16 protein-coding genes are annotated in these 20,894 nt (G+C 64.9%); 7 read left to right on the top strand and 9 right to left on the bottom strand.

Translation table 11 applies throughout. The annotated features are described in order from the left end of the window. Positions 1 to 217: 217 nt before the first annotated feature. The 5 genes from LB577_RS08810 to LB577_RS08790 all read right to left on the bottom strand — a co-directional run bounded on the left by LB577_RS08810 (position 218) and on the right by LB577_RS08790 (position 6,098). On the bottom strand, positions 218 to 1,279 hold the full coding sequence (locus LB577_RS08810) for a Gfo/Idh/MocA family protein (protein ID WP_224686402.1): 1,062 nt from the start codon (positions 1,277 to 1,279) through the stop codon (positions 218 to 220). A gap of 247 nt (positions 1,280 to 1,526) precedes the next feature. After that, positions 1,527 to 2,366, bottom strand: a complete 840-nt coding sequence (locus tag LB577_RS08805) for a carbohydrate ABC transporter permease (protein WP_023765384.1) — start codon at positions 2,364 to 2,366, stop codon at positions 1,527 to 1,529. A gap of 227 nt (positions 2,367 to 2,593) precedes the next feature. Further along, the gene (locus LB577_RS08800) at positions 2,594 to 3,523 is read right to left on the bottom strand and encodes a carbohydrate ABC transporter permease (protein WP_224686401.1); all 930 of its coding nucleotides are present in this window, start codon (positions 3,521 to 3,523) and stop codon (positions 2,594 to 2,596) included. Between the two features lie 247 nt (positions 3,524 to 3,770). Continuing rightward, positions 3,771 to 5,030, bottom strand: coding sequence for an ABC transporter substrate-binding protein (locus LB577_RS08795; RefSeq protein WP_013891958.1), 1,260 nt, complete (start codon positions 5,028 to 5,030; stop codon positions 3,771 to 3,773). A 117-nt stretch (positions 5,031 to 5,147) separates the two neighbouring features. Then, positions 5,148 to 6,098, bottom strand: a complete 951-nt coding sequence (locus LB577_RS08790) for an N-acetylmuramic acid 6-phosphate etherase (RefSeq protein ID WP_224686400.1) — start codon at positions 6,096 to 6,098, stop codon at positions 5,148 to 5,150. 198 nt (positions 6,099 to 6,296) lie between these two features. On the opposite strand from LB577_RS08790, the gene LB577_RS08785 reads away from it, so the two are divergent. From LB577_RS08785 to LB577_RS08760, 6 genes are all read left to right on the top strand, one after another. Further along, positions 6,297 to 7,178 (top strand): N-acetylglucosamine kinase, encoded by an 882-nt coding sequence (locus tag LB577_RS08785; RefSeq protein WP_224686399.1) that lies wholly within the window; start codon positions 6,297 to 6,299, stop codon positions 7,176 to 7,178. Continuing rightward, positions 7,175 to 7,957 carry a GntR family transcriptional regulator gene (locus tag LB577_RS08780; RefSeq protein ID WP_224686398.1) on the top strand — a complete coding sequence of 261 codons (783 nt, stop codon included), beginning with the start codon at positions 7,175 to 7,177 and terminating at the stop codon, positions 7,955 to 7,957. The genes LB577_RS08785 and LB577_RS08780 overlap by 4 nt, the downstream gene beginning before the upstream one ends. Further along, positions 7,954 to 8,985, top strand: a complete 1,032-nt coding sequence (locus LB577_RS08775; RefSeq protein ID WP_224686397.1) for an SIS domain-containing protein — start codon at positions 7,954 to 7,956, stop codon at positions 8,983 to 8,985. The genes LB577_RS08780 and LB577_RS08775 overlap by 4 nt, the downstream gene beginning before the upstream one ends. Further along, on the top strand, positions 8,982 to 10,148 hold the full coding sequence (gene nagA / locus LB577_RS08770) for an N-acetylglucosamine-6-phosphate deacetylase (RefSeq protein ID WP_224686396.1): 1,167 nt from the start codon (positions 8,982 to 8,984) through the stop codon (positions 10,146 to 10,148). Before LB577_RS08775 ends, nagA begins: the two co-directional genes overlap by 4 nt. Before the next feature lie 16 nt (positions 10,149 to 10,164). After that, a complete protein-coding gene (locus LB577_RS08765) occupies positions 10,165 to 11,277 on the top strand; it encodes an NAD(P)/FAD-dependent oxidoreductase (protein WP_224686395.1) in 1,113 nt (370 codons plus the stop codon). 75 nt (positions 11,278 to 11,352) lie between these two features. After that, entirely contained in the window at positions 11,353 to 13,407 is a 2,055-nt protein-coding gene (locus tag LB577_RS08760; protein ID WP_224686394.1) for an ABC transporter ATP-binding protein/permease, read from the top strand. A gap of 38 nt (positions 13,408 to 13,445) precedes the next feature. Here LB577_RS08760 and LB577_RS08755 read toward each other — a convergent pair whose 3' ends face one another. After that, complete coding sequence (locus tag LB577_RS08755) at positions 13,446 to 14,960, bottom strand: malonate--CoA ligase (protein WP_224686393.1); 1,515 nt, start codon at positions 14,958 to 14,960, stop codon at positions 13,446 to 13,448. On the opposite strand from LB577_RS08755, the gene LB577_RS08750 reads away from it, so the two are divergent. Beyond that, entirely contained in the window at positions 14,959 to 15,102 is a 144-nt protein-coding gene (locus LB577_RS08750; protein WP_224686392.1) for a hypothetical protein, read from the top strand. The genes LB577_RS08755 and LB577_RS08750 overlap by 2 nt on opposite strands. 35 nt (positions 15,103 to 15,137) lie before the next feature. Here LB577_RS08750 and LB577_RS08745 read toward each other — a convergent pair whose 3' ends face one another. The 3 genes from LB577_RS08745 to LB577_RS08735 form a co-directional block, all read right to left on the bottom strand. Next, the gene (locus LB577_RS08745) at positions 15,138 to 15,866 is read right to left on the bottom strand and encodes a GntR family transcriptional regulator (RefSeq protein WP_224686391.1); all 729 of its coding nucleotides are present in this window, start codon (positions 15,864 to 15,866) and stop codon (positions 15,138 to 15,140) included. A 405-nt stretch (positions 15,867 to 16,271) separates the two neighbouring features. Next, entirely contained in the window at positions 16,272 to 16,949 is a 678-nt protein-coding gene (gene rpe, locus LB577_RS08740) for a ribulose-phosphate 3-epimerase (protein ID WP_023765372.1), read from the bottom strand. Positions 16,950 to 17,148: 199 nt separating this feature from the next. Next, a complete protein-coding gene (locus LB577_RS08735) occupies positions 17,149 to 20,892 on the bottom strand; it encodes a DUF11 domain-containing protein (RefSeq protein WP_224686390.1) in 3,744 nt (1,247 codons plus the stop codon). Positions 20,893 to 20,894: the final 2 nt, after the last annotated feature.

Raw genomic sequence — 20,894 nt, 5'->3', positions numbered from 1 at the left:
CCGGAATGATGAGTCGGCGCCAGGACGCCCCCCTCTGCCCTGCCGGGCATCTCCCCCTCAAGGGGGGAGATTGGCAGCGTTGGCCTTGCCGCCCGTCTTGCAGCATTGGCGATTGGCGAAAGCGGTACCGGCATCCAATCTCCCCCCTTGAGGGGGAGATGGCCGGCAGGCCAGAGGGGGACCTCGTAAAGCGCGACCCCTGACGACAATTCCCTTGTCACAATCGCACCGCCTTTCCGCTGCGCACGCTCTCGTCGGCGGCGAGACAGACGGCGAGCGACTTCACTGCGTCGTCCATATGTTTGGTGAGATCCAGATCCTCGCGGATCGCTCTGAGCACGAAGGCCTGTTCGAGATCGCAGAGATCCTGGTGGCCGGGCTCACCTTCCATCGACAGCATCTCGTCCGGCCTGGCGAACTTGCCGTCAGCGCCGGTCGCGGCACTGTGCAGGCGGATGGTCGAGGTCTTGGTGTGGGTGTCGATGTCGTCGGACTTCACGCCTTCCTTCATGACGATCGACACGCAGCCGTTGGGCGAGATGACATCCTTGACGAAGAAAGCGGTCTCGGAAATCATCGGCCCCCAGCCGGCTTCATACCAGCCGACCGAACCGTCATCGAACAGCACCTGCAGGTGGCCGTAATTGTACATGGACGGCGCGACCTCCTCGGTCAGCCGCACACCCATGCCGCGCACCTCGACCGGCTTGGCGTCGGTGATCTGCAGCATGACGTCGAGATAGTGCACGCCGCAGTCGACGATCGGCGAGGTCGTCTGCATCAGCTGCTTGTGCGTCTCCCAGGTATGGCCGGAGGATTGCTGGTTGAGGTTCATGCGGAACACGTAAGGACCGCCGAGCTTGCGCGCCTCGGCGATCAGCCTGATCCAGGACGGATGATGGCGCAGGATATAGCCGATCACCAGTTTCCGGCCGTTGGCCTTGGCGGCCGCGACGACGCGTTTGGCATCGGCCACCGTCGTTGCCAGCGGCTTCTCGACGAACACATGGCAGCCGGCCTCGAACGCCCTGACCGCATAGTCGGCATGGCTGTCGGAATAGGTGGCGATGCAGGCGACATCGGGTTTTTCGTCGCGCAGCACCTCGTCGAAGGAACGCCTGATGCCGTAGCCCGACAGGCCCTCCGGTAGCGGCACGTCGGAGCGATTGACCAAAGCCGCGATCTGGAAACCCGGATTTGTATGATAGGCCAGCGCATGGCTGCGGCCCATATTGCCAAGGCCGGCGACGATGACGCGAAGGGGTGGTTTAGAGTTCACCGGGCTGCTCCAGACATTCCGATTTTTCCTGAGAGGGTGTCACCCCACCCGGCGCTGCGCGCCGACCTCCCCATCGAGGGGAGGTCGGGCGTTGGCGTGAACTTCCCCACTGCCAAGGAAGTCGTCCTGAGCTGAGGCCTCGGGCGGTCATGAATGAATCGGCGCCCTTCTACCTCCCCTTGATGGGGAGGTCGGCGCGAAGCGCCGGGTGGGGTGATGGCGCCGGCAGAGAATGATAGTTCCCCGCTCACTTGACGGCTCCGGACGTAATGCCGCGGATCAGCTGCCGCGAGAAGATGACGTAGAGGATGAGCACCGGCATGATCGCCAGCGAGAGGGCTGCCAGGATGGCGTTCCAGTTGGTGACGAACTGGCCGAGGAAGAGCTGCGCGCCCAAGGTCACCGTCTTGGTCTCTTCCGACGGCGCCAGGATCAGCGGGAACCACAGATCGTTCCAGATCGGGATCATGGTGAAGACGGCGACCGTTGCCATCGATGGCCGCACCAGCGGCAGCACCAGGCGGAAGAAGATGGTGTATTCCGACAGACCGTCGATGCGGCCGGCGTTCTTCAAATCGTCGGACACCTGCTTCATGAATTCCGAAAGGATGAAGACGGCAAGCGGCAGGCCTTGCGCGGTATAGACCAGGATCAGCGCCGTCAGCGTGTTGACAAGTCCGCTCGCCACCATCAATTGCAGGATGGCGACCGTGCCGAGCCGGATCGGGATCATGATGCCGAGCGCGAGATAAAGCCCCATCATCGAATTGCCGCGGAAGCGGTATTCCGACAGCGCAAACGCCGCCATGGCGCCGAACAAAAGCACGAAGAACAGCGAAGCGACGGTGACGACGAGGCTGTTCTGGAAATAATGGATGAAATCGCCTTGGCCGATGACGGTGGTGTAGCCGATCAGGTCGAAGGTTTTCGGCGTCGGCGGCGTCAAAGGCGCGCCAAAAATGCCGGCGCGGGATTTGAACGAATTCATGATGACCAGGATCACCGGAAACAGCGCGATCGCCGTGTAGGTCAACAGGATCGCGTGAGCGCCGATGGTGCGGGGGAGTGATCGGGTGGCGGTGCTCATTGGGAGGTCTCCTGACGAGCTACTTTGCCGAGGAACGGCGCCCAGGCACCCCCCTCTGGCCTGCCGGCCATCTCCCTCGCAAGGGGGGAGATTGGCAGTTTTGGCGTTGCCGCATGTCCTGCAACGCTGGAGATTGGCGAAGGCCGAAATGACATCCAATCTCCCCCCTTGCGGGGGAGATGTCCGGCAGGACAGAGGGGGGTGTTTAGCCGTAACATATCCACCCCTCAGAACTGATAGCGACGCAGGCGCGTCTGGACGAGGAAGAGGTAGACGCAGACGCCGCCGAGGATGATCAGGAACATCATCGTGGCGATCGCCGCGCCCATATTGGGATCGCCGACCTGCAGCTGGAAGCCGAAGAAGGCGCGGTAGAGAAAGGTGCCGAGGATGTCGGTCGAATAGTTCGGCCCGGCGAGCGCGCCCTGCGCGGTGTAGATCAGGTCGAAGGCGTTGAAGTTGCCGACGAAGGTGAGGATCGAGATGATGCCGATCGACGGCAGGATCAGCGGCAGCTTGATCTTCCAGAACTGCGACAGGCCGGTGATGCCTTCGCATTCGGCGGCTTCGATCACTTCCTCAGGGATCGACAGCAATGCGGCATAGATCAGCATCATCGGGATGCCGACGAACTGCCATACCGAAATCAGGCTAAGCGCGGTCAGCGCGTATTGTTCCTTGCCGAGCCAGGGCGTGAACAGGCTTTTCAGACCGACCAGGTCCATCATGTGCGGCGCCACGCCCCACAACGGCGATAGGATGAGCTTCCAGGCGAAGCCGACGATGACAAAGGACAGGATGGTCGGCACGAAGATCGCCGTGCGGTAGAAGGCGGCAAATCTCAGTCGCGGGCTGGACAGCAATGCCGCCAGCATGACGCCGATCGGGTTCTGCACCAGCATGTGGATGATGAAGAACCAGGTGTTGTTCCTGAGTGCGTTCCAGAAACCCACCGACCAGTTGGGATCGCCGAACAGGGTGCGGAAATTTTCCAGTCCGACAAAGACCTGGGACTCGCTGACGTTGCGGAACAGCGACAGCTGCAAGGTGCCGGCGAGCGGCAGGATCATGATCGCCGTGTAGACGAGCACCGCCGGCGCCAGGAAGATGCCGATGTGCCAGCGAACAGGTCTTTTGGGTCGTATTTCTGCGGCCATGAGTTCGGTCCCCGCCGTCTCTCGGTTCCAAATCGTCTCGATGCTAGATGATGCCTCGATGCACGGCCCGACATTCTTGCCCGATGCGGGCAAGAACAAAGGCCTGCGACTGATCAGCTAGCCTTCCCCAAGACCAGCAAGGGTAAGGCCGCGAGGCGGTGCCGACAATCGCTATCTCTGCGGATGCAGACCAGGGGTATCCGGAACCGGCCAGGCTTGCGCCCGGCCGGCTCCGTTGCCTGAGCTCTTACTTCGCCGGCTTGTACCAGCTGTCGAGGCCGGTCTGCAGCTTCTTGGCCGCTGCTTCGGGCGTATCGGTGCCGTTGATGACGTTGGCCGATTCAACCCAGGTCTCGTTCTCGAGGTTCGGCGTGCCGCGCGACAGGATCTGGTAGGTCGAGCGGATCGTCGACTTGCACTTGCCGCGCCAGGAGACGAATTCCTGCGCCAGCGGGTCTTCCATCTTCACCGGCGCGGAGTTCAGGCTGAAGAAGCCCGGCAGCGCGTTGGCGTAGATGGTGGCGAAGTCGGGCGACGCGACCCAGGACAGGAAGGTCTTGGCCGCATCGGCGTTCTTCGACGCTGCGTTCAGGCCCATGCCGATATCGGTATGGTCCGAGATGTAGCAGGTGTCGCCGGCCTTCTCGACCGGCGGCGGGAAGGCGCCCATCTTGAACTGGGCCTGGGTGTTGAACAGGCCGATTTCCCACGAGCCGGCCGGGTAGATGGCGGCGCGGCCGAGCGTGAACAGGTTCTGGCTGTCCGGATAGGTCTGCGCCTCGAAACCGTCGCCGAGATACGGCTTCCACTTGGCCAGTTCCTCATACGGCGCGACCCAGTCCTTGTCGGTCAGCTTCTGGTCGCCCTTGATCAGCGCCGCACGGCCATCTTCGCCCTTCCAGTAATTGGGGCCGATGTTCTGGTAGCCCATGGTCGCGGCTTCCCAGAGGTCCTTGGTGCCCATCGCCATCGGGATGTAGGTGCCGTCGGCCTTGATCTTGTCGAGTGCTGCAAAGAACTCGTCGCGGGTCTGCGGCACCTTGATGCCGAGCTTGTCGAAGGCGTCCTTGTTGTAGATGAAGCCGTGGATGACCGAGGCCATCGGCACGCAGAAGCTCGCCTTGCCGTCGTCGGTCTGCCAGGCGGACTTGGCCACCGGCGAGAAATTCTCCATGCCGGGCAGCGCGGAGAGGTCGGCGAGGTTGCCCTTCTTGAACAGTTCGAGCGACTTGTCGAACGGGCGGCAAGTGATCAGGTCGCCCGCCGAGCCGGCGGCGAGCTTGGCGCCGAGCGCGGCGTCATATTCGGTCGGAGCCGATGGCGCGAACACCACCTTGATGCCTGGGTTTTTGGCTTCGAAGGCCGGGATCAGCTTGTCCTTCCAGATGGCAAGGTCGTCGCCGCGCCAGCTTTCGATGTTGAGGGTTACGTCAGCGGCGTGAGCCAACCCGGCCGAGCCGAGAATGCTGGTGCCCAGAAGCAGTGCCGTCAGTAATTTCGTTGTCATGCTCAGTCTCCCTGTTGACCTTTTTCAGGTTCGGTTTTGATGAGAACAGGGGCTTTTGACCCCTTGCTCCCCTCGCAAGCCCGTTTCACCCCGATGGAAATCGGGATGAAACAAGCCCTACTTCTTTGTTCGAGCACGATCTTTTCCGAAAAGTGGGTTCCACTTTTCGGGATCATGCTCCAGCGCGGAAAGGGCTGGCCGCAGCTTCTGGCCGGTCCCCTCCAGTATCTTCCGCGCCGCATCGGCATTGTCGGCGCCGGCGGCTAGCAGAATGGCGGTCTTGACCGCGCCGCCGCTCTTATCGAGCAGTTGGGCGGCTTCGTCCCTGCCGCGCCCGCTGACGGCGGCGACGATGCGCGCGGCGCGGTCGCGCAGCTTGATGTTGTCGGCCATGAGGTTGACCATGTAGCCGTCATGCACGTGGCCGAGATGGACGGCGGTCAAGGTCGACAGCATGTTGAGCGCGATCTTCTGGGCGGTGCCGGCGCCCATGCGCGTCGAGCCGGCGATCACTTCCGGTGGCGTTTCGAGCAGGATGGCGGTTCCAGCCTGCTGGAGCAGGGCCGAATCCCGGTTGTTGGCGATGCCGATGGTGGCCGCCCCGCGGCGGGCCGCTTCCTGGAGGGCGTGCACGGCATAGGGTGTCGTGCCGCTGGCCGAAACGGCGATCAGGCAGTCGCCCTTGCCGATGCCCGCACTGGCGACCGCGGCAGCGGCCTCCTCCGTGTCGTCCTCGGGTCCGCCGGCCAGCGTGTGGAAAGCCTCGTCTCCGCCGGCGATCAGGATGGCGATACGGTCGCGTTCTATGCCGAAGGTGCCGGGCAATTCCAACGCATCGGCCAGCGCCATCAGGCCGGAACTGCCGGCCGCGGCATAGGCAAGCCTGCCGCCGCCATTCAGCCTGTCGGCGATGATCTCGGCTGCCTTGGCGATGGACGGAATGGCGTTGCGGACGGCCTTGGCGGCCTCGACCTGCGCATCGGCCAGCGAAGCAAGGATGGCTTCCGGGGCCTGGATATCCAGCCCCTCGGCATTCCTGTGAAGCGCTTCGGTGCGCGTTTCGGCCATCCCGGGTCCTCCAATACCAGAACAATACCAAAAAAATACCACTTGTCCACAAGCATTAACGAATTCGCGGCCTGGAAATCGCTGAGCCGGCGAAATGCCCAGGATTTTCAATAAAATACGCCTTAATCTTTTTGAAACGGAAATTAACCCTTGGCTATTGGTATTTTATTGGTATTATCCGCCCGGAGGAGAAATCACGTGAATTTCGTGCTCGGCATCGATGGCGGCGGCACCAGCTGCAGGGCCGCCCTGGCAAATGCGGACGGCATGGTCCTCGGCCGTGCCAAAAGCGGCGCCGCCAACATCCGCACCGATCTTACCGGCGCCCGGTCGAACATCGTCGAGGCGGCGCGGCAGGCGTTCATCGCCGCCGGGCAGGACCCGGAGTTGATCCCGCAGACACCGGCCATTCTGGGCCTTGCCGGCGCCAATGTCGGCACCTACCGGCAGCAGCTCGAAGCGGTTCTGCCGTTCAGCGTCAGCCGCGTCGAGACCGATGCCGAGATCGCGCTGGAAGGCGCCGTCGGATCAGGCGACGGCGCCATGGCGATCCTCGGCACCGGCACCGCCTACATGGCGCGCAAACAAGGCAAGTCGCGCGCCATCGGCGGCTGGGGATTCCAGGTCGGCGACCAGGGCAGCGGCGCGCGCATCGGCCGTGACCTGCTCGAACAGACGCTGCTTGCCTATGACGGCGTGCGCGAGGGTTCGCCGCTGACCGACAGCATGATGGCCGTTTTCCGCAACAATCCGGAGGACGTGGTCGAGTTCACCACCAACGCCAAGCCCGGCGATTTCGGCGGTTTCGCGCCCAAGGTGTTCGAACACGCCGAAAAAGGCGACAGCGTCGCCAATTGGATCCTGAACAGGGTGGTCGCCGATGTCGAAGCCTCGCTTGGCGCGCTCGATCTCGCCGAAGGCGCGCCGCTCTGTCTGCTCGGCGGCCTGGCGCCGCTTTACGCGCCGCGCCTGTCGGCGCGTTACCGGGCGCTCCTGAAGCCGCCGCTCGACGACGCGCTGGGCGGCGCCGTGCAGATGGCGGTGCGGCTTTTCGCAGGGCATGCGGGGCCGGCTCGATGAGCGACGCCGCCGACCAGATCTTCGCCACGCTGAAACAGTCGGCGCAGAGCGGCGCGCCGCTCTATCTGCAGCTTCGCAAGAGCATCGAGGACGCCGTCAACCGCGGCCTGATCGGGCCGGGCGACGCGCTGCCTTCCGAGCGCGACATCGCCACCAAGGCCGACATTTCGCGGGTCACCGTGCGCAAAGCGGTGCAGGACCTGGTCAAGGGCGGCATCCTGGTGCAGCGCCATGGCTCCGGCACCTTCGTGGCGCCGCGCATGGAGCGCGTCGAGCAGTCGCTGTCGCGGCTCACCTCGTTCACCGAAGACATGGCGCGGCGCGGCATGGCGGTGCGTTCGGCGTGGCTCGACCGCGGCCTCTACGCGCCCTCGCCCGACGAGATGATGGTGCTTGGCCTGTCGTCGAGCGAACTGGTGGCGCGCGTGGCGCGCCTGCGCATCGCCAACGACACACCGCTGGCGATCGAACGCGCATCGCTGTCGGCCAGCGTGCTGCCCGACCCGGCTGCCATAGGCTCCTCGCTCTACGCCGCCCTGGAGATGACGGGCAACCGGCCGGTGCGGGCGGTGCAGCGCATTTCGGCCGCCAATCTCGGCGACAGCGACGCGCGCCTGCTCGAAGTGCCGCCGGGCATTGCCGGCCTGCACATCGAACGTATTTCCTATCTGGCGAGCGGCAAGGTGATCGAATTCACCCGCTCGATCTATCGGGGCGACGCCTACGACTTCGTCGCCGAACTGCGGCTGACAGGGCCGAGCGAAGAGGGCCGACCATGACTGAAATCACCCATATGCGGCGCGAGATCGAGGAGATCCCGCAGGCCGTCGCCCGCCTGCTCGACGGCTCCGGCACCGTGATCGAGGAAGCCGGACGCGGCATCAAGGGACGCGACCCGCATTTCGTCGTCACCGTGGCGCGCGGCTCGTCCGACCATGCCGCCACCTTCATGAAATATGCCGTCGAGCTGACCGCGGGCCTTGCCGTCGCCTCGGTTGGCCCTTCCATCGCTTCGATCTATGGCCGCAAACTCCGGCTCGCCGGATCGGCGTGCCTGGCGATCTCGCAGTCGGGCAAGAGCCCCGACATCGTCGCCATGGCCGAGACCGCACGGACCGGCGGGGCCCTGACCATCGCCATCACCAACACCGCCGATTCGCCGCTGGCGCGCGCCTCGGACTATGCGATCGACATCCTGGCCGGGCCTGAGCGCAGCGTCGCGGCGACCAAGACCTTCATCAATTCCGCCGTCGCCGGCCTCGCCTTGATGGCACATTCCACCGGCGACACCGCGCTGCTTGCCGCACTTGCCCGCCTGCCCGAACATTTCGGCAAGGCGATCGCCTGCGACTGGATGAGCGTGCTGGCCGAAACGATCGAAAAGCAGAAGTCGCTGTTCATCCTCGGCCGTGGACCGTCCGCGGCGATGGCCAACGAGGCAGCGCTGAAATTCAAGGAGACCTGCGGCATGCATGCCGAGGCCTACAGCGCGGCCGAAGTCATGCACGGCCCGCTGGCGCTGATCGGTCCGGATTTTCCGGTGCTGGCGCTGGCCGCGCGCGATGCGTCCGAACCGTCCGTCGCCGAAGCCGCCGACAGCCTGGCGGCCAAGGGCGCGCCGGTGTTCGTCACCTCCGCGCTTGCCAACCGCGCCACGCGCCTGCCGCATGTCGCCACCGGTCACCCGCTGACCGACCCGCTGACGCTGATCGTCTCCTTCTACATGTTCGTCGAGGCCTTCGCGCGCCATCGCGGCCTCGATCCGGACACGCCGCGCAACCTTCGCAAGGTGACGGAGACCGTATGAGCGATCGTTTTGCCCTGACTGGCGCCCGGATTTTCGACGGCGACGACTGGCATGAAGGCGCGGCGCTCGTCGTGCGCGACGGCCTCGTCGAGGCTATTTTGCCCACCGGCGCCATCCCTTCGGACGTCCGCGTCGTCGAGACCGGCGGCGGCATGCTGGTGCCGGGCTTCGTCGACATCCAGGTCAATGGCGGCGGTGGCGTCATGCTCAACGACCACCCCGACGTCGCCTCGATCGAGACCATATGCCGGGCGCACGCGCCGTTCGGCACGACCGCGCTGCTGCCGACGCTGATCACCGACACGCCTGACATCACCGCCGCCGCGATTGCCGCCGGCGAAGCAGCGACGCTGCAGAAGGTGCCGGGCTTCCTCGGCCTGCATCTCGAAGGGCCGCATCTGTCGATCGCGCGCAAGGGTGCGCATGATCCAGCGCTGATCCGGCCGATGACGGACGCCGACCAGGCGATACTGATCGCGGCGCGGCGGAAGCTGCCGGTGCTGCTCACCACGATAGCGCCCGAATCCGTCGAGCCGGCCCGCGTCACGGCATTGACCAGGGCCGGCATCATCGTCAGCCTCGGCCATTCGGACACCGGCTATGCCACGGCGAAAACCTTCGCCGAGGCGGGAGCCAGCGTGGTCACCCACCTGTTCAACGCGATGAGCCAGATCGGCAACCGCGAACCGGGGCTGGCGGGCACGGCGATCGACATCGGCACCTTGTCCGCCGGGCTGATCGCCGACGGCATCCACGTCCATCCGGCAACCATCAGGATCGCACTCGAGGCCAAGCAGGGGCCTGGCAAGATCGTGCTGGTCACCGACGCGATGGCGACGATCGGCACCGATATGAGCTCGTTCACGCTCAACGGCCGCACCATCTACCGCAAGGACGGGAGCCTCAGGCTTGCCGACGGGACCCTGGCCGGCGCCGACCTCGACATGATCTCGGCCATCCGGTTCATGCACCGCGTCGTCGGGCTCGACCTTTCCGAAGCCTTGCGCATGGCCTCGCTCTATCCGGCACAGGCGATCGGCCAGTCGCACCGGCTTGGCCGCCTTGCCAACGGCACGGCGGCGGATATCGTTGCGCTGTCGGACGATCTCGGCATAGGAAGCGTCTGGATCGGCGGCGACAAGGTTTTTTCCGCCGGCGCGTAATCCTGGAAGCGGGCCCATGCAGGCAATCGACTGTGTTGTCGCCGGAGCAGGCGTCGTCGGGCTTGCCGTCGCCAGGGCGCTTGCCTTGTCGGGCCGCGAGGTGGTGGTCATCGAGCAGGCCGATGCGATCGGCACCGTCACCAGTTCGCGCAATTCCGAAGTCATCCATGCCGGGCTCCATTATGCGCCGGGCAGCCTCAAGGCCCGGCTCTGCGTCGAAGGCCGCCGGCTCCTCTACGCACACTGCGCCGAGCACGGCGTCGGCCATGAACGGACCGGCAAGCTGATCGTCGCCAGCGAGCCAGGGCAGATGGACGGGTTGCGGACGATCCAGGCCAATGCGCGCCGCTGCGGGGTCGACGATCTCGAGCTTTTGACGCGCGGCGAAGCCGAAAGCCTGGAGCCGGCGCTGACATGCGCCGGCGCGCTGCTGTCGCCGTCGACCGGCATCGTCGACAGCCATGCCTTGATGCTGTCGCTGCGCGGCGACGCCGAGGCGGCCGGCGCGGCCTTCGCTTTCCTGACCTGCGTGGCCGGCGCGACGATCGACGCCGACAGGATCCGGGTCGACACGCGCGATGCCGATGGCGAGACCTTCGCCTTGGAGGCCCGCGCCTTCGTCAACGCCGCGGGCCTCGAGGCGCAGGCCATGGCCGGCCGGATCGAGGGGTTACCGCAAAGCCTCATCCCCCGGCAGTGGCTGGCACGCGGAAATTATTTCGCGCTTCCAGGCCGGTCGCCGTTTTCGCGGCTGATCTATCCGGTTCCGGTCGAAGGCGGCCTCGGTGTCCACTTGACGCACGATCTTGGCGGCAGCGCGCGCTTTGGGCCTGATGTCGAATGGGTCGACCATGTGGATTACACGGTCGATCCCGGCAGGAGCGCCGTCTTCTACGAAGCGATCCGCCGCTATTGGCCCGACCTCGGCGATGACGCCCTGCAACCGGCCTATGCCGGCATCAGGCCGAAACTGTCGGGTCCCGGCCAGCCGGCGGCCGACTTCATGATCCAGGGGCCTGCCGACCATGGCCTCGGCCGGATCGTCAACCTGTTCGGCATAGAGAGCCCCGGCCTGACGGCAAGCCTGGCGATCGCCGATCATGTCGTCGCGCTGCTGTACCCGGAATGACCGGTGCCGTTGGAAGCTTGGCATCCCGAACAGAGGTCATGAAACCTTTTGATTTTGAGTCCGTTGTCGGAACGTATGTCCGAGGCGAAACCCAAATCGACACCGGCCGACGGCATCAGACCGCGCGGCAATCCTAAGCCGCGTCGAGGAAAGTCGCGGCCGCAAGGGCCGCGTGACCAGACCCCTGGCGAAGAGAAGCCGCGCGAAGAAAAGCCAACGCCCGCCGACGCGGCGCCGGAGGTCGACGGTCAGGCGGGGCCGCCACCGGAAGCTATCGAACCCGATCCGCAGCTGACGCCAGAAGAGGCCGAGCAGGCGCGCAAGAAATACCTGCTGCGGCGCTTCTGGATCGGCGGGCGCGGCTATTGGGGGCGGCAGGGCGACAAGCTCGCCTGGCCGCTTTCAATCGGGCTGTTGATCCTGATCGTCATCAATGTCGGCTTCCAATACGGGATCAACGTCTGGAACCGCGCGTTCTTCGACGCCATCGAGCAGCGCAACGTCCACACCGTCTATGTGCTCAGCGCCATATTCCTGCCCCTCGTTGCCGGAAGCGCGAGCCTTGTCATCGCGCAGGTCTATCTGCGCATGACGATGCAGCGCCGCTGGCGGTCCTGGCTCACGACGTCGGTCATAGCGCGCTGGCTTACCAATGGCCGCTACTATCAGTTGAACCTCGTCGCGGGCGACCATTCGAACCCCGAAGCCCGCCTCACCGAGGATCTGCGGATCGCCACCGAGTCGCCCGTCGATTTCATCTCCGGCGTGATCATCGCCACACTGTCGGCCTCGACCTTCATCGTGGTGCTGTGGACGATCGGCGGAGCCTTGAGCTTCACATTGGGAGGCTCGACCTTCACCGTGCCCGGTTTCCTCGTCATCACGGCCGTGATCTATGCCGCGATCACCTCCACCTCGATGGTCATCATCGGCCGCGATTTCGTCCGGCTGTCCGAGGAAAAGAACCAGTCGGAAGCCGAGTTCCGCTACGTGCTGACCCGCGTGCGCGAAAACGGCGAGAGCATTGCCTTGCTCGGCGGCGAGGAGGAGGAACGCAGCGGCATCGACAGGACCTTTGCCGGCGTGTTGAAGCGATGGGCACAACTGACCGGACAGCATATGCGCACGGCACTGGTCTCGCAGGGCTCGAGCCTGTTCGCGCCGGTCGTGCCGGTGCTGCTGTGCGCGCCAAAATTCCTCGAAGGCTCGATGTCGCTCGGCCAGGTGATGCAGGCGGCCTCGGCCTTCGCCATCGTGCAGGGCGCCTTCGGATGGCTGGTCGACAATTATCCACGTCTTGCCGACTGGAACGCCTCCGCACGCCGCATCGCCTCGCTGATGATGTCGCTCGATGGGCTCGAGCGCGCCGAGCAAAGCGACGAGCTGGGACGCATCAAGCATGGCGAGACCGAAGACGGCGCGATGCTCAGCCTCGACAATCTCTCCGTGACGCTCGACGACGGCTCCTCCGTGGTCAAGGAAACAAAGGTCGAAATCGAACCGGGCGAGCGGGTGCTGGTGGCCGGCGAATCCGGCTCGGGCAAGTCCACCTTGGTGCGGGCCGTTGCGGGCCTGTGGCCATGGGGCGGCGGCAACGTCAATTTCCACGCCGGCAGGCGCCTGTTCATGCTGCCGCAACGCCCCTACATCCCCACTGGCACGCTTCGCCGCGCGGTCGCCTATCCCGCGGCGGCGGACAAGTGGACGATCAAGCAGATCAAGGCTGCCCTCGACAAGGTGGGGCTCGGCTATCTCACCGACAGGATCAAGGAAGAGGCGCCATGGGACCAGACGTTGTCGGGTGGCGAAAAGCAGCGCCTCGCCTTCGCGCGCCTGCTGCTGCATCGCCCCGATATCGTGGTGCTGGATGAAGCGACCTCGGCGCTGGACGAGACGAGCCAGGACACGATGATGATGACGGTGATCCGCGAACTGCCTGATGTCACCATCATCAGCGTGGCGCATCGCGCGGAGCTCGAAGCCTTCCACAGCCGCAAGATCACCCTGGAAAGGCGTGAGGGCGGCGCCAAGCTCGTCAGCGATATCGACCTCGTCCCGCGCAAGCGCAAACGCAGCTTGCTGAAGCGTGCCTTGTGGGGCTCCGGCTCCGGCGCTTCCAACCGTGGTTAGAGCGGTTCACCCATGTCTCCCAAAAAGGCCTGGCCTGATCAGGACGCGTAGAGATCCTTGTAGGCATCGCGCAGAAGATTCTTCTGGACCTTGCCCATCGTGTTGCGCGGCAGTTCGTCGACGAAGATCACCTGCTTCGGATGCTTGTACTTCGCCACGCGCCCGGCGATGGCGCGGAGGATTTCGGCGCCGGTGATCCGCGACGCCGGCGCCCGCACGACGACCGCGGTGACGCCTTCGCCGAAATCCGGATGGGCGACGCCGATGACGGCGCTTTCCAAGACCCCGTCGAGCGCGTCGATCTCGCTTTCGAGTTCCTTCGGATAGACGTTGTAGCCGCCTGAAATGATCAGGTCCTTGCCCCGGCCGACAATGTGGACATAGCCGTCGGCGTCGATCATGCCGAGATCGCCTGTGATGAAGAAGCCGTCGGCACGGAATTCGGCCTTGGTCTTATCCGGCATGCGCCAGTAGCCGCCGAACACGTTTGGACCCTTCACCTCGATCATGCCGACCTCGCTTTGTGCCAGCGTCCTGCCGCTGTCGGGATCGGCGATGCGCAGCGACACGCCGGGCAAGGGGAAACCGACGGTGCCGGCGCGCCGTTCGCCCTCATATGGGTTCGACGTGTTCATGTTGGTTTCGGTCATGCCGTAGCGTTCGAGGATGGCGTGGCCGGTGCGCTCGCGCCAGGCCCTGTGCGTCTCGGCCAGCAGCGGCGCCGAACCCGACACGAACAGGCGGATTGTCTTCGTCGCCTCGCGGTCCAGGCCATCCTGCTGCAGCAGGCGTACGTAGAAGGTCGGCACGCCCATCAGCACTGTTGCGCGCGGCAGCAGCGAGACGATGCGACCGGCGTCGAATTTCTGTTCGAACAGCATCGAGGCGCCGGCCATCAGGACGACGTTGGTGGCGACGAACAGGCCATGGGTGTGGAAGATCGGCAGCGCGTGGATCAGCACATCGTCCGTCGTGAAGCGCCATTGATCGACCAGCACCCGCGCGTTCGAGGCCAGATTCTCGTGGCTGAGCATGGCGCCTTTCGAGCGACCGGTCGTTCCCGACGTGTAGAGGATCGCGGCGAGATCGTTCCCGCCCCGCTCGACATCATGGAAATCGGACGATTGCCGCGATGCCTGGTCCGCCAGCGATCCCTGGCCGTTGCGGTCGAGCGTGACCACGACGGCGCCGGACGGCTCGACCATCGCAGCGACATCCGCAGCCCTTGCCGGATCGCAGACGATGACCCGAGGTGCCGCGTCGTCGAAGAAATATTCAAGTTCGGTCAGCGTGTAGGCGGTGTTGAGCGGCAGGAAGACGGCACCGGCGCGCACGCAGGCGAGATAGAGCAGGACCGCCTCAGGGCTCTTCTCGACCTGCACGGCAACCCGGTCGCCGGGCTCGACACCCAGTTGCAGCAGCGCATGCGCGAGCTGTCCCGACCGCGCCAGCATGTCGCCATAGGTGAGCGAGCGGCCATCGTCGGTTTCCATCAACAGACGCCCGGGCGCCGGCATCCGGGACCGGAACGCATCGAACAGATGATTGCTCATGAACTCTTCCTGCGGTGACGGCAATGGCGGCGTCGGGCATGCGCTTCTGGCCGCATGCGTCGGCGGCGAAGCGTTCGCGTTTCCTGGCCGTGCCGTCAAGACCGCAAACGGCAATCCAGCCCGCAACGTCTGTCCCGAATGATTGGAATGATCGGCGATCCGACGATCGAGGCCTCGCTAGCGTCGGGCGCGTTCGGCCGGGGCGGCGGCCGTTTCGTTCTGCTTGAAGCGCTCCATGCACATGGAAGCGGTCAGCTGGTAGTGATCGATCAGTGCCTGGACAGCACCGTCGGCATTGCCATCCAGCGCGCATTCGGCGATCAGCCGGTGTTCGGCGAAACCGTCGCGCTGGATGCCTTCGCCGTCATTGGCCATTTGCCGGTAGCGGTCGGCGTGATCGGAAAGCTGATCGCAGAAACCCACCAGCCAGTGCGACCGGCAGGCCGAGATCAGCACCCGATGGAAGGTGCGGTGCAATTTCTCCCAATCCGGATTGATCGACGGGAGATCATGCCGTGACGCGCGCCCCAGGCGATGCAGCGCCAGCACCAGCTGTTCTTCCCATTCGGCGGTGCGGTGGGCAATGGATTCGCGAAGGGCGCGTTCCTCGAGCCAGCAGCGGGTGCGCGTCAGCTCCTCGAGCTCCGCCGCGGTGACCGGCATGATGAAGAAGCCGCGCTGGTCGTGGCGGCCAAGAAGCCCTTCGGAGGCAAGGCGGTTGAGGGCTTCGCGAACCGGAGAGGCGCCGGCGCCATATTTGGAAACAACCCACTCGACCCGCAGCTTGCTTTCAGTTTCGAGAGCGCCGCCGAGAAGATCATCGCGCAGCTGATGATAGACCGTACTGGCAAGCGTGCTTTTGGGTCCTGTGCCGTCGTCGTTCAGATTGGCAGCTCCGTAGGTCAAAAGACGACTCCTTTGTCCCCAGTTCTCAATTTGGGCAATTCGAGTCCGGAAACAGTCCCTCTCCGTACATTTACCCTATAACGCCTACCTTCGGGCGCTCAAGCAGAAGATCGCATTATCGTACTTTAGAACAAAGAAATATATACCAATCCGCCGCCGGCTCGCGCGGATTTTCATGCCGCTACAACCAGTGGAAGCTTAACATGTTTTGTATGCACGCAGGATCATCTGTTCCTCTGTGCTTGTGCGAGCATCTTTTCTGTCGCGCGCAAAGACGACGAAGCACGCGCCGCTATCAGGCGGCCTTGGCGAGGCTGGCTGATTCGGCCGTGCCCGGCCCGGAGAGTCATCCGCACAAATCCTTAGCCGGCCTTTTGCAACTGGAAACGGATGACCGCGCCGTGCTTAGCCGGCGGCCTTGTCGGCCGCCGTCCGGATCGCCTCGATATTGGCACGGTAGGCCTCGACGCTGCCGCCCTTGAAGATGGCGGCGCCGGCGACCAGCACGTCGGCACCGGCAGCGGTGACCAGGGGCGCCGTTTCAGCCGAAACGCCGCCGTCGATCTCGATGCGGATCGGCCGATCGCCGATCAGCGCCTTGACCCGTCTCACCTTGTCGACGATCCCTGGAATGAAGGCCTGACCGCCGAAGCCCGGATTGACGGTCATGATCAGGATCAGGTCGAGCCGGTCGAGCACGTATTCGACAGCGCTTTCCGGCGTCGCCGGGTTGAGCGAGACGCCGGCTTTCTTGCCGAGGTTCCTGATGGTCTGCAGCGAGCGGTCGAGATGCGGCCCGGCCTCGGCGTGCACCGTCATGCCGTCACAGCCGGCGTCGGCGAAGGCGGCGAGATAGGGATCGGCCGGCGCGATCATCAGATGGCAGTCGAAGAAGGCCTTGGTGCGGTTGCGGATCGCCTTGATGACCGGCGGGCCGAAGGTGATGTTGGGGACGAAATGGCCATCCATGACATCGAGATGGATCCAGTCGGCGCCGGCCGCCACGACGGCCTCGACCTCGTCGCCAAGCTTGGAAAAGTCCGAAGCCAGCACCGAAGGTGCGATCAAGGTCTTTTTGCTCATCTCGCGGCCTTTCCGGGCGCCTTCATGCCGGTCACCCTGGATCGACTGCCTAATGCGCGGCGGGCGACTTGTCGAGGGTGCCGGCACGGCGGCTCCACAGGCTCGGGTGGCGTTGCGGCCAATTTCCGCTGCCCGGCGCCGTGACGAAAAACCCGCCGGATCGCTCCGGCGGGTTTTTCGTCTGGCATCGAGCAGATGGTTATTGCTGCTGGAGTTTCAGGATCCTGTTTGCAGCCGGATCCTGCTGCTGTTCGGTCTGCGGTCTAAGCCGTGGCAGCACCTGCTGCAGGAGCAGTCCCGGGTTGAGCTCCAGCGACGGCTGCCCGCGTATCGGCCGGCAGTTCGGATACCGCCCGATCGTGCCTTCCGGGCAGCGCCGCCTGATGATCGGCTGGCACTGGCCATCGATCATCTGCGAGCCCGGAGCGCATTCCGTCTGTTGCCTGGGCTTGCGGCATGCACCGTCGATCACCTCGGTCCCTCGCGGACAGACGCACTCGCCGCGCTTGTTGTGGACCTGGCCGCGGATGTCGCACTGCTCCAACTGCGGCTGCTTGCGCCGGCAGGCATTGCCTTGCACCTCGGTACCCCGCGGGCAGACGCAATTGCCGTCGGCGTCGTGGACCTGGCCACGGATGGTGCACTGCTCGGGCTCCGGCCGGACCGGACGGCAGGCACCGTTGCGCACTTCGGTTCCTCTCGGGCAGACGCAGTCGCCATCGGCGTCGTGGACCTGGCCACGGATGGTGCACTGCTCGGGCTTCGGCCGGATCGGACGGCAGGCGCCATTGCGCACTTCGGTTCCTCTCGGGCAGACACAGTCGCCGTCCGCGTCGTGGACCTGGCCACGGATGGTGCACTGCTCGGGCTTGTCGGTCCTGACGCATTTTCCGTTCTCGAGCGCCGTGCCGCGCGGGCAGACGCAACGCCCGTCCTCGGTGCGGATCTGGCCTTCGAGCAGCACGCAGCGCTTCGGCGGCGGTGGCGTCGGCAGAACGTTGGTGCCGCCGCCGGTGCACTGGCCGTTGCGGAAGGTGGTGCCTTCCGGGCAGACGCAGCGGCCCGCATCGTTCATGACGAAGCCCGGCGAGCACTCCTTCTTCACCTCATGCGTGATGATGAAGGGGTGGCACGCATAGGCCTTGCCGCGATCGCCCTGCGCATTGGCCGCATCCTTGGACAAGACGTCGCCGCCGCCTTGCACCCGCGTGTCGGGAGACAGGACGCCAACGCAGTTCTGGCCGTTGACGTCGCCCTGCAGGTTGGCCAGGCGGCCGTCGTCGGGAATGACCACGGTGACATGATGCGACCGGCTTTCACCGGCGCCGAGCGACAGGTTGGCGATGCAGGACAGCGGCAAGGTTACCGGCTCGGGCGAACAGCCGAAAGGCGGATCGATCGAGGTGATCTCGACACCGTCCAGCCGGCCGAGGCCTTCCACGCCAATCGCATCACCGATGCGGACCGGACCGGAGAAGGGGCTCGTCCCATCATTTGATATGGTTATGTCGAACGAGCAGGGCTGGCCGAGCCTGCATTCGCGGTCGCCGGTCTTTTCGACGCGGATGGTCGAAGAGCCGCCGCCCTTGGCGCAGGCCTGGCCGATCGGATAGACGACGTCGTCGCCGGGCGCCGGCCCGTAGGAGCCGCGCGCGCAGTTCTCGAACTCGCCATTCGCCGAGACCGTCACGTCGAAGTGCCTGGATGTTCCGGGTGTCATGACGGCACCGGGAATCTTGCAGGACAGCGCACTGGCAGGCACCGGTCCGCATGCCCATTCCGCGCCGTCTGGAGTGACGGTCTGGATCTGGACGGGTGCACCGCCGGCCACCAGCGTGGCGGCATCGTTGACCCGCACCGGACCGGTGGGGGCAGCAGTGCCAAGGCTGATGACGGTGATGCGGCAAGAGACGAGCGCGGCACCGGCGAGCGAGCCATTGCAGACCTTGGTGAGGCGCAGGGTTGGCTTGCCGCCATTTGGATGACGGAAGCGTTCCTTGGCGCAGGCCCTGTTGTTGGTGAGATCGACCTCACCGGGGATGGGCTTTACCGCCGCGCAGTTCTCGACCGTGTCCGACTGGTAGCCGGCCGGCATCACCGCCTTGACGACGATCGGCGTCGAGGCGCCCGGAGGCAGCGAGATGCCTGCATTGTCGCAGCGGAACTGGCCAGGACCGTTCGGTCCGCATGTCCAGGGCGGGCTCGGCCCGAAGGTCGAGGAGGCCGGCGCGCCGCCTGGGTAGTTGTCGATGACCGTCAGCGGTCCATTGTAGGTGGCGCTGCCGTTGTTGATGATGTCGATCACGAAGTAGCAGATGCCGTCGGCCGTGCAGACCGGGACGCGGGCACGCTTCTTCAGGATCAGGTCGACCTTCTTCTCCACCGGCGGCTGGCAGTCGCGGTCGCGATCGCCACGGCGGCAGATCGGGATCGAGGCGCAGCCACGGTCGTTCGACTGGCTGCCGAACAGCGGCTTGCCGCTGGCGCCATAATTGTAGGTGGCGCAGTTGCGTAAGCTGCTGCCTTGCCAGCCTCCAGCCGGCTTGAAGCCGAGCTTGAGATCGACGGAGGCGCCCGGATTGAGCGTGGTCACCGGATGGGTGCAAATCATCGGGGTGGTGCCGGGTACGCAGACCCAGGGCGGATTGGGCCCTGAACTCAGCGTCGAACCGGCCGGCAGCGTCACCTCGTCGAGCACGATCTTGCCGTTATAGGGCGCGGTGCCGACATTGGTGACCCTGATGGTGAAGTCGCAGCCGCCGCCCATCGTGCAACGGGTCACGTCGGCGCGTTTCTCGACCTTGAGGTCCGGCTCCTTATCCCTAGGCGGGCACTTCTGGTCACGCGGAATGACGATGTCGATGGTCTGCGTGCAGCACAGCCCCCAACCCTCCTTCGGGCCGGCATAGGTTTCGATGCCGGTGACGATGAGGTGGATGACGTCGCCGGGCGATGCGCCGATGATCTTCCAGTTGAGCACCCCGCCCCCCGCCGGCACCAGTTGCGTATCGGGAATGATGGTGATGCCGGGCGTGGTCGTCGAGACCTGGACCCACTTGCCGCCCATCTCCGAGCCTACCGGCATGTGGTAGATGAAGGCGCCGCCGCCTGGCACGCAATCGACCGTGCCGCGCTCCACCTTGAAGCATTCCTTGCCAGGAGGTGGCGGTGGCGGGTTGCATTTAGTGAGATCGATCCTGATCGACGTCTTGGCGCCGGTCTTATAGTCGCCATCGTCGGGTTTGCCCGGATCCTGCGACGGGATGATGGTCCCGGTGCCGGTTCCGTTGGTCACCTTGATCAGACCCTGGTTGTCGACGATGGCCGGTGAGGGAAACGCCGCATGGTCGATCTTGGCCGTGATTTTGAAGGTGATGACGCGTTCATTCGGCGCGCCGGAGCCGTCGAGGTCGGAGGCGGAAATCCGGAAATCGGAAACCGTCGCCGTGTCGTTGGGACCCGCCGAATTGCTGATCGTGGCGCCCGGCAGCGGTCCGGCTGAGGAATCCGTGCCGTCGCCGGAGACGTTGACATTGACGAAGGCAAGGCCGTGCGGGAGCTGGTCCTTGAACTCGATCTTGAGCTTGCTCAGCCTGGCCGCGAGACCTGGATCGGCAAAGCCCTGCGGATCGCCGCGCAAGCCGAAGCTCAGCGAATAGACGACATAGTCGCAGCCTCTTTGCGTGCCTGTCTTGGTGAAGAAGGGCACGATCCGGTCCGGCCTCGGATTGATGATGCGCGAATTGTCGAGGTCGAGCCTCAACTCCGGGGTGATCGGGGCGGAGTCTTCCGCAAGGCTGTGCAGCGGGGTCAGGGTGGCGACCGCGATACCGGCCGCCATCAGCCAGCGCGCACCGCGCCTGGCGAGTGACAGGGGTTTCATGATCGTCTCCATGACGGTTTTTTGAGGGATCGCGGGTGAGGACGGGGCAAGAATGTTCATCT

Source organism: Mesorhizobium sp. B283B1A, assembly GCF_020165735.1.
GTDB classification, from domain to species: Bacteria; Pseudomonadota; Alphaproteobacteria; order Rhizobiales; family Rhizobiaceae; genus Mesorhizobium; species Mesorhizobium opportunistum.
This window is presented reverse-complemented; position numbering and strand designations above follow the sequence as displayed.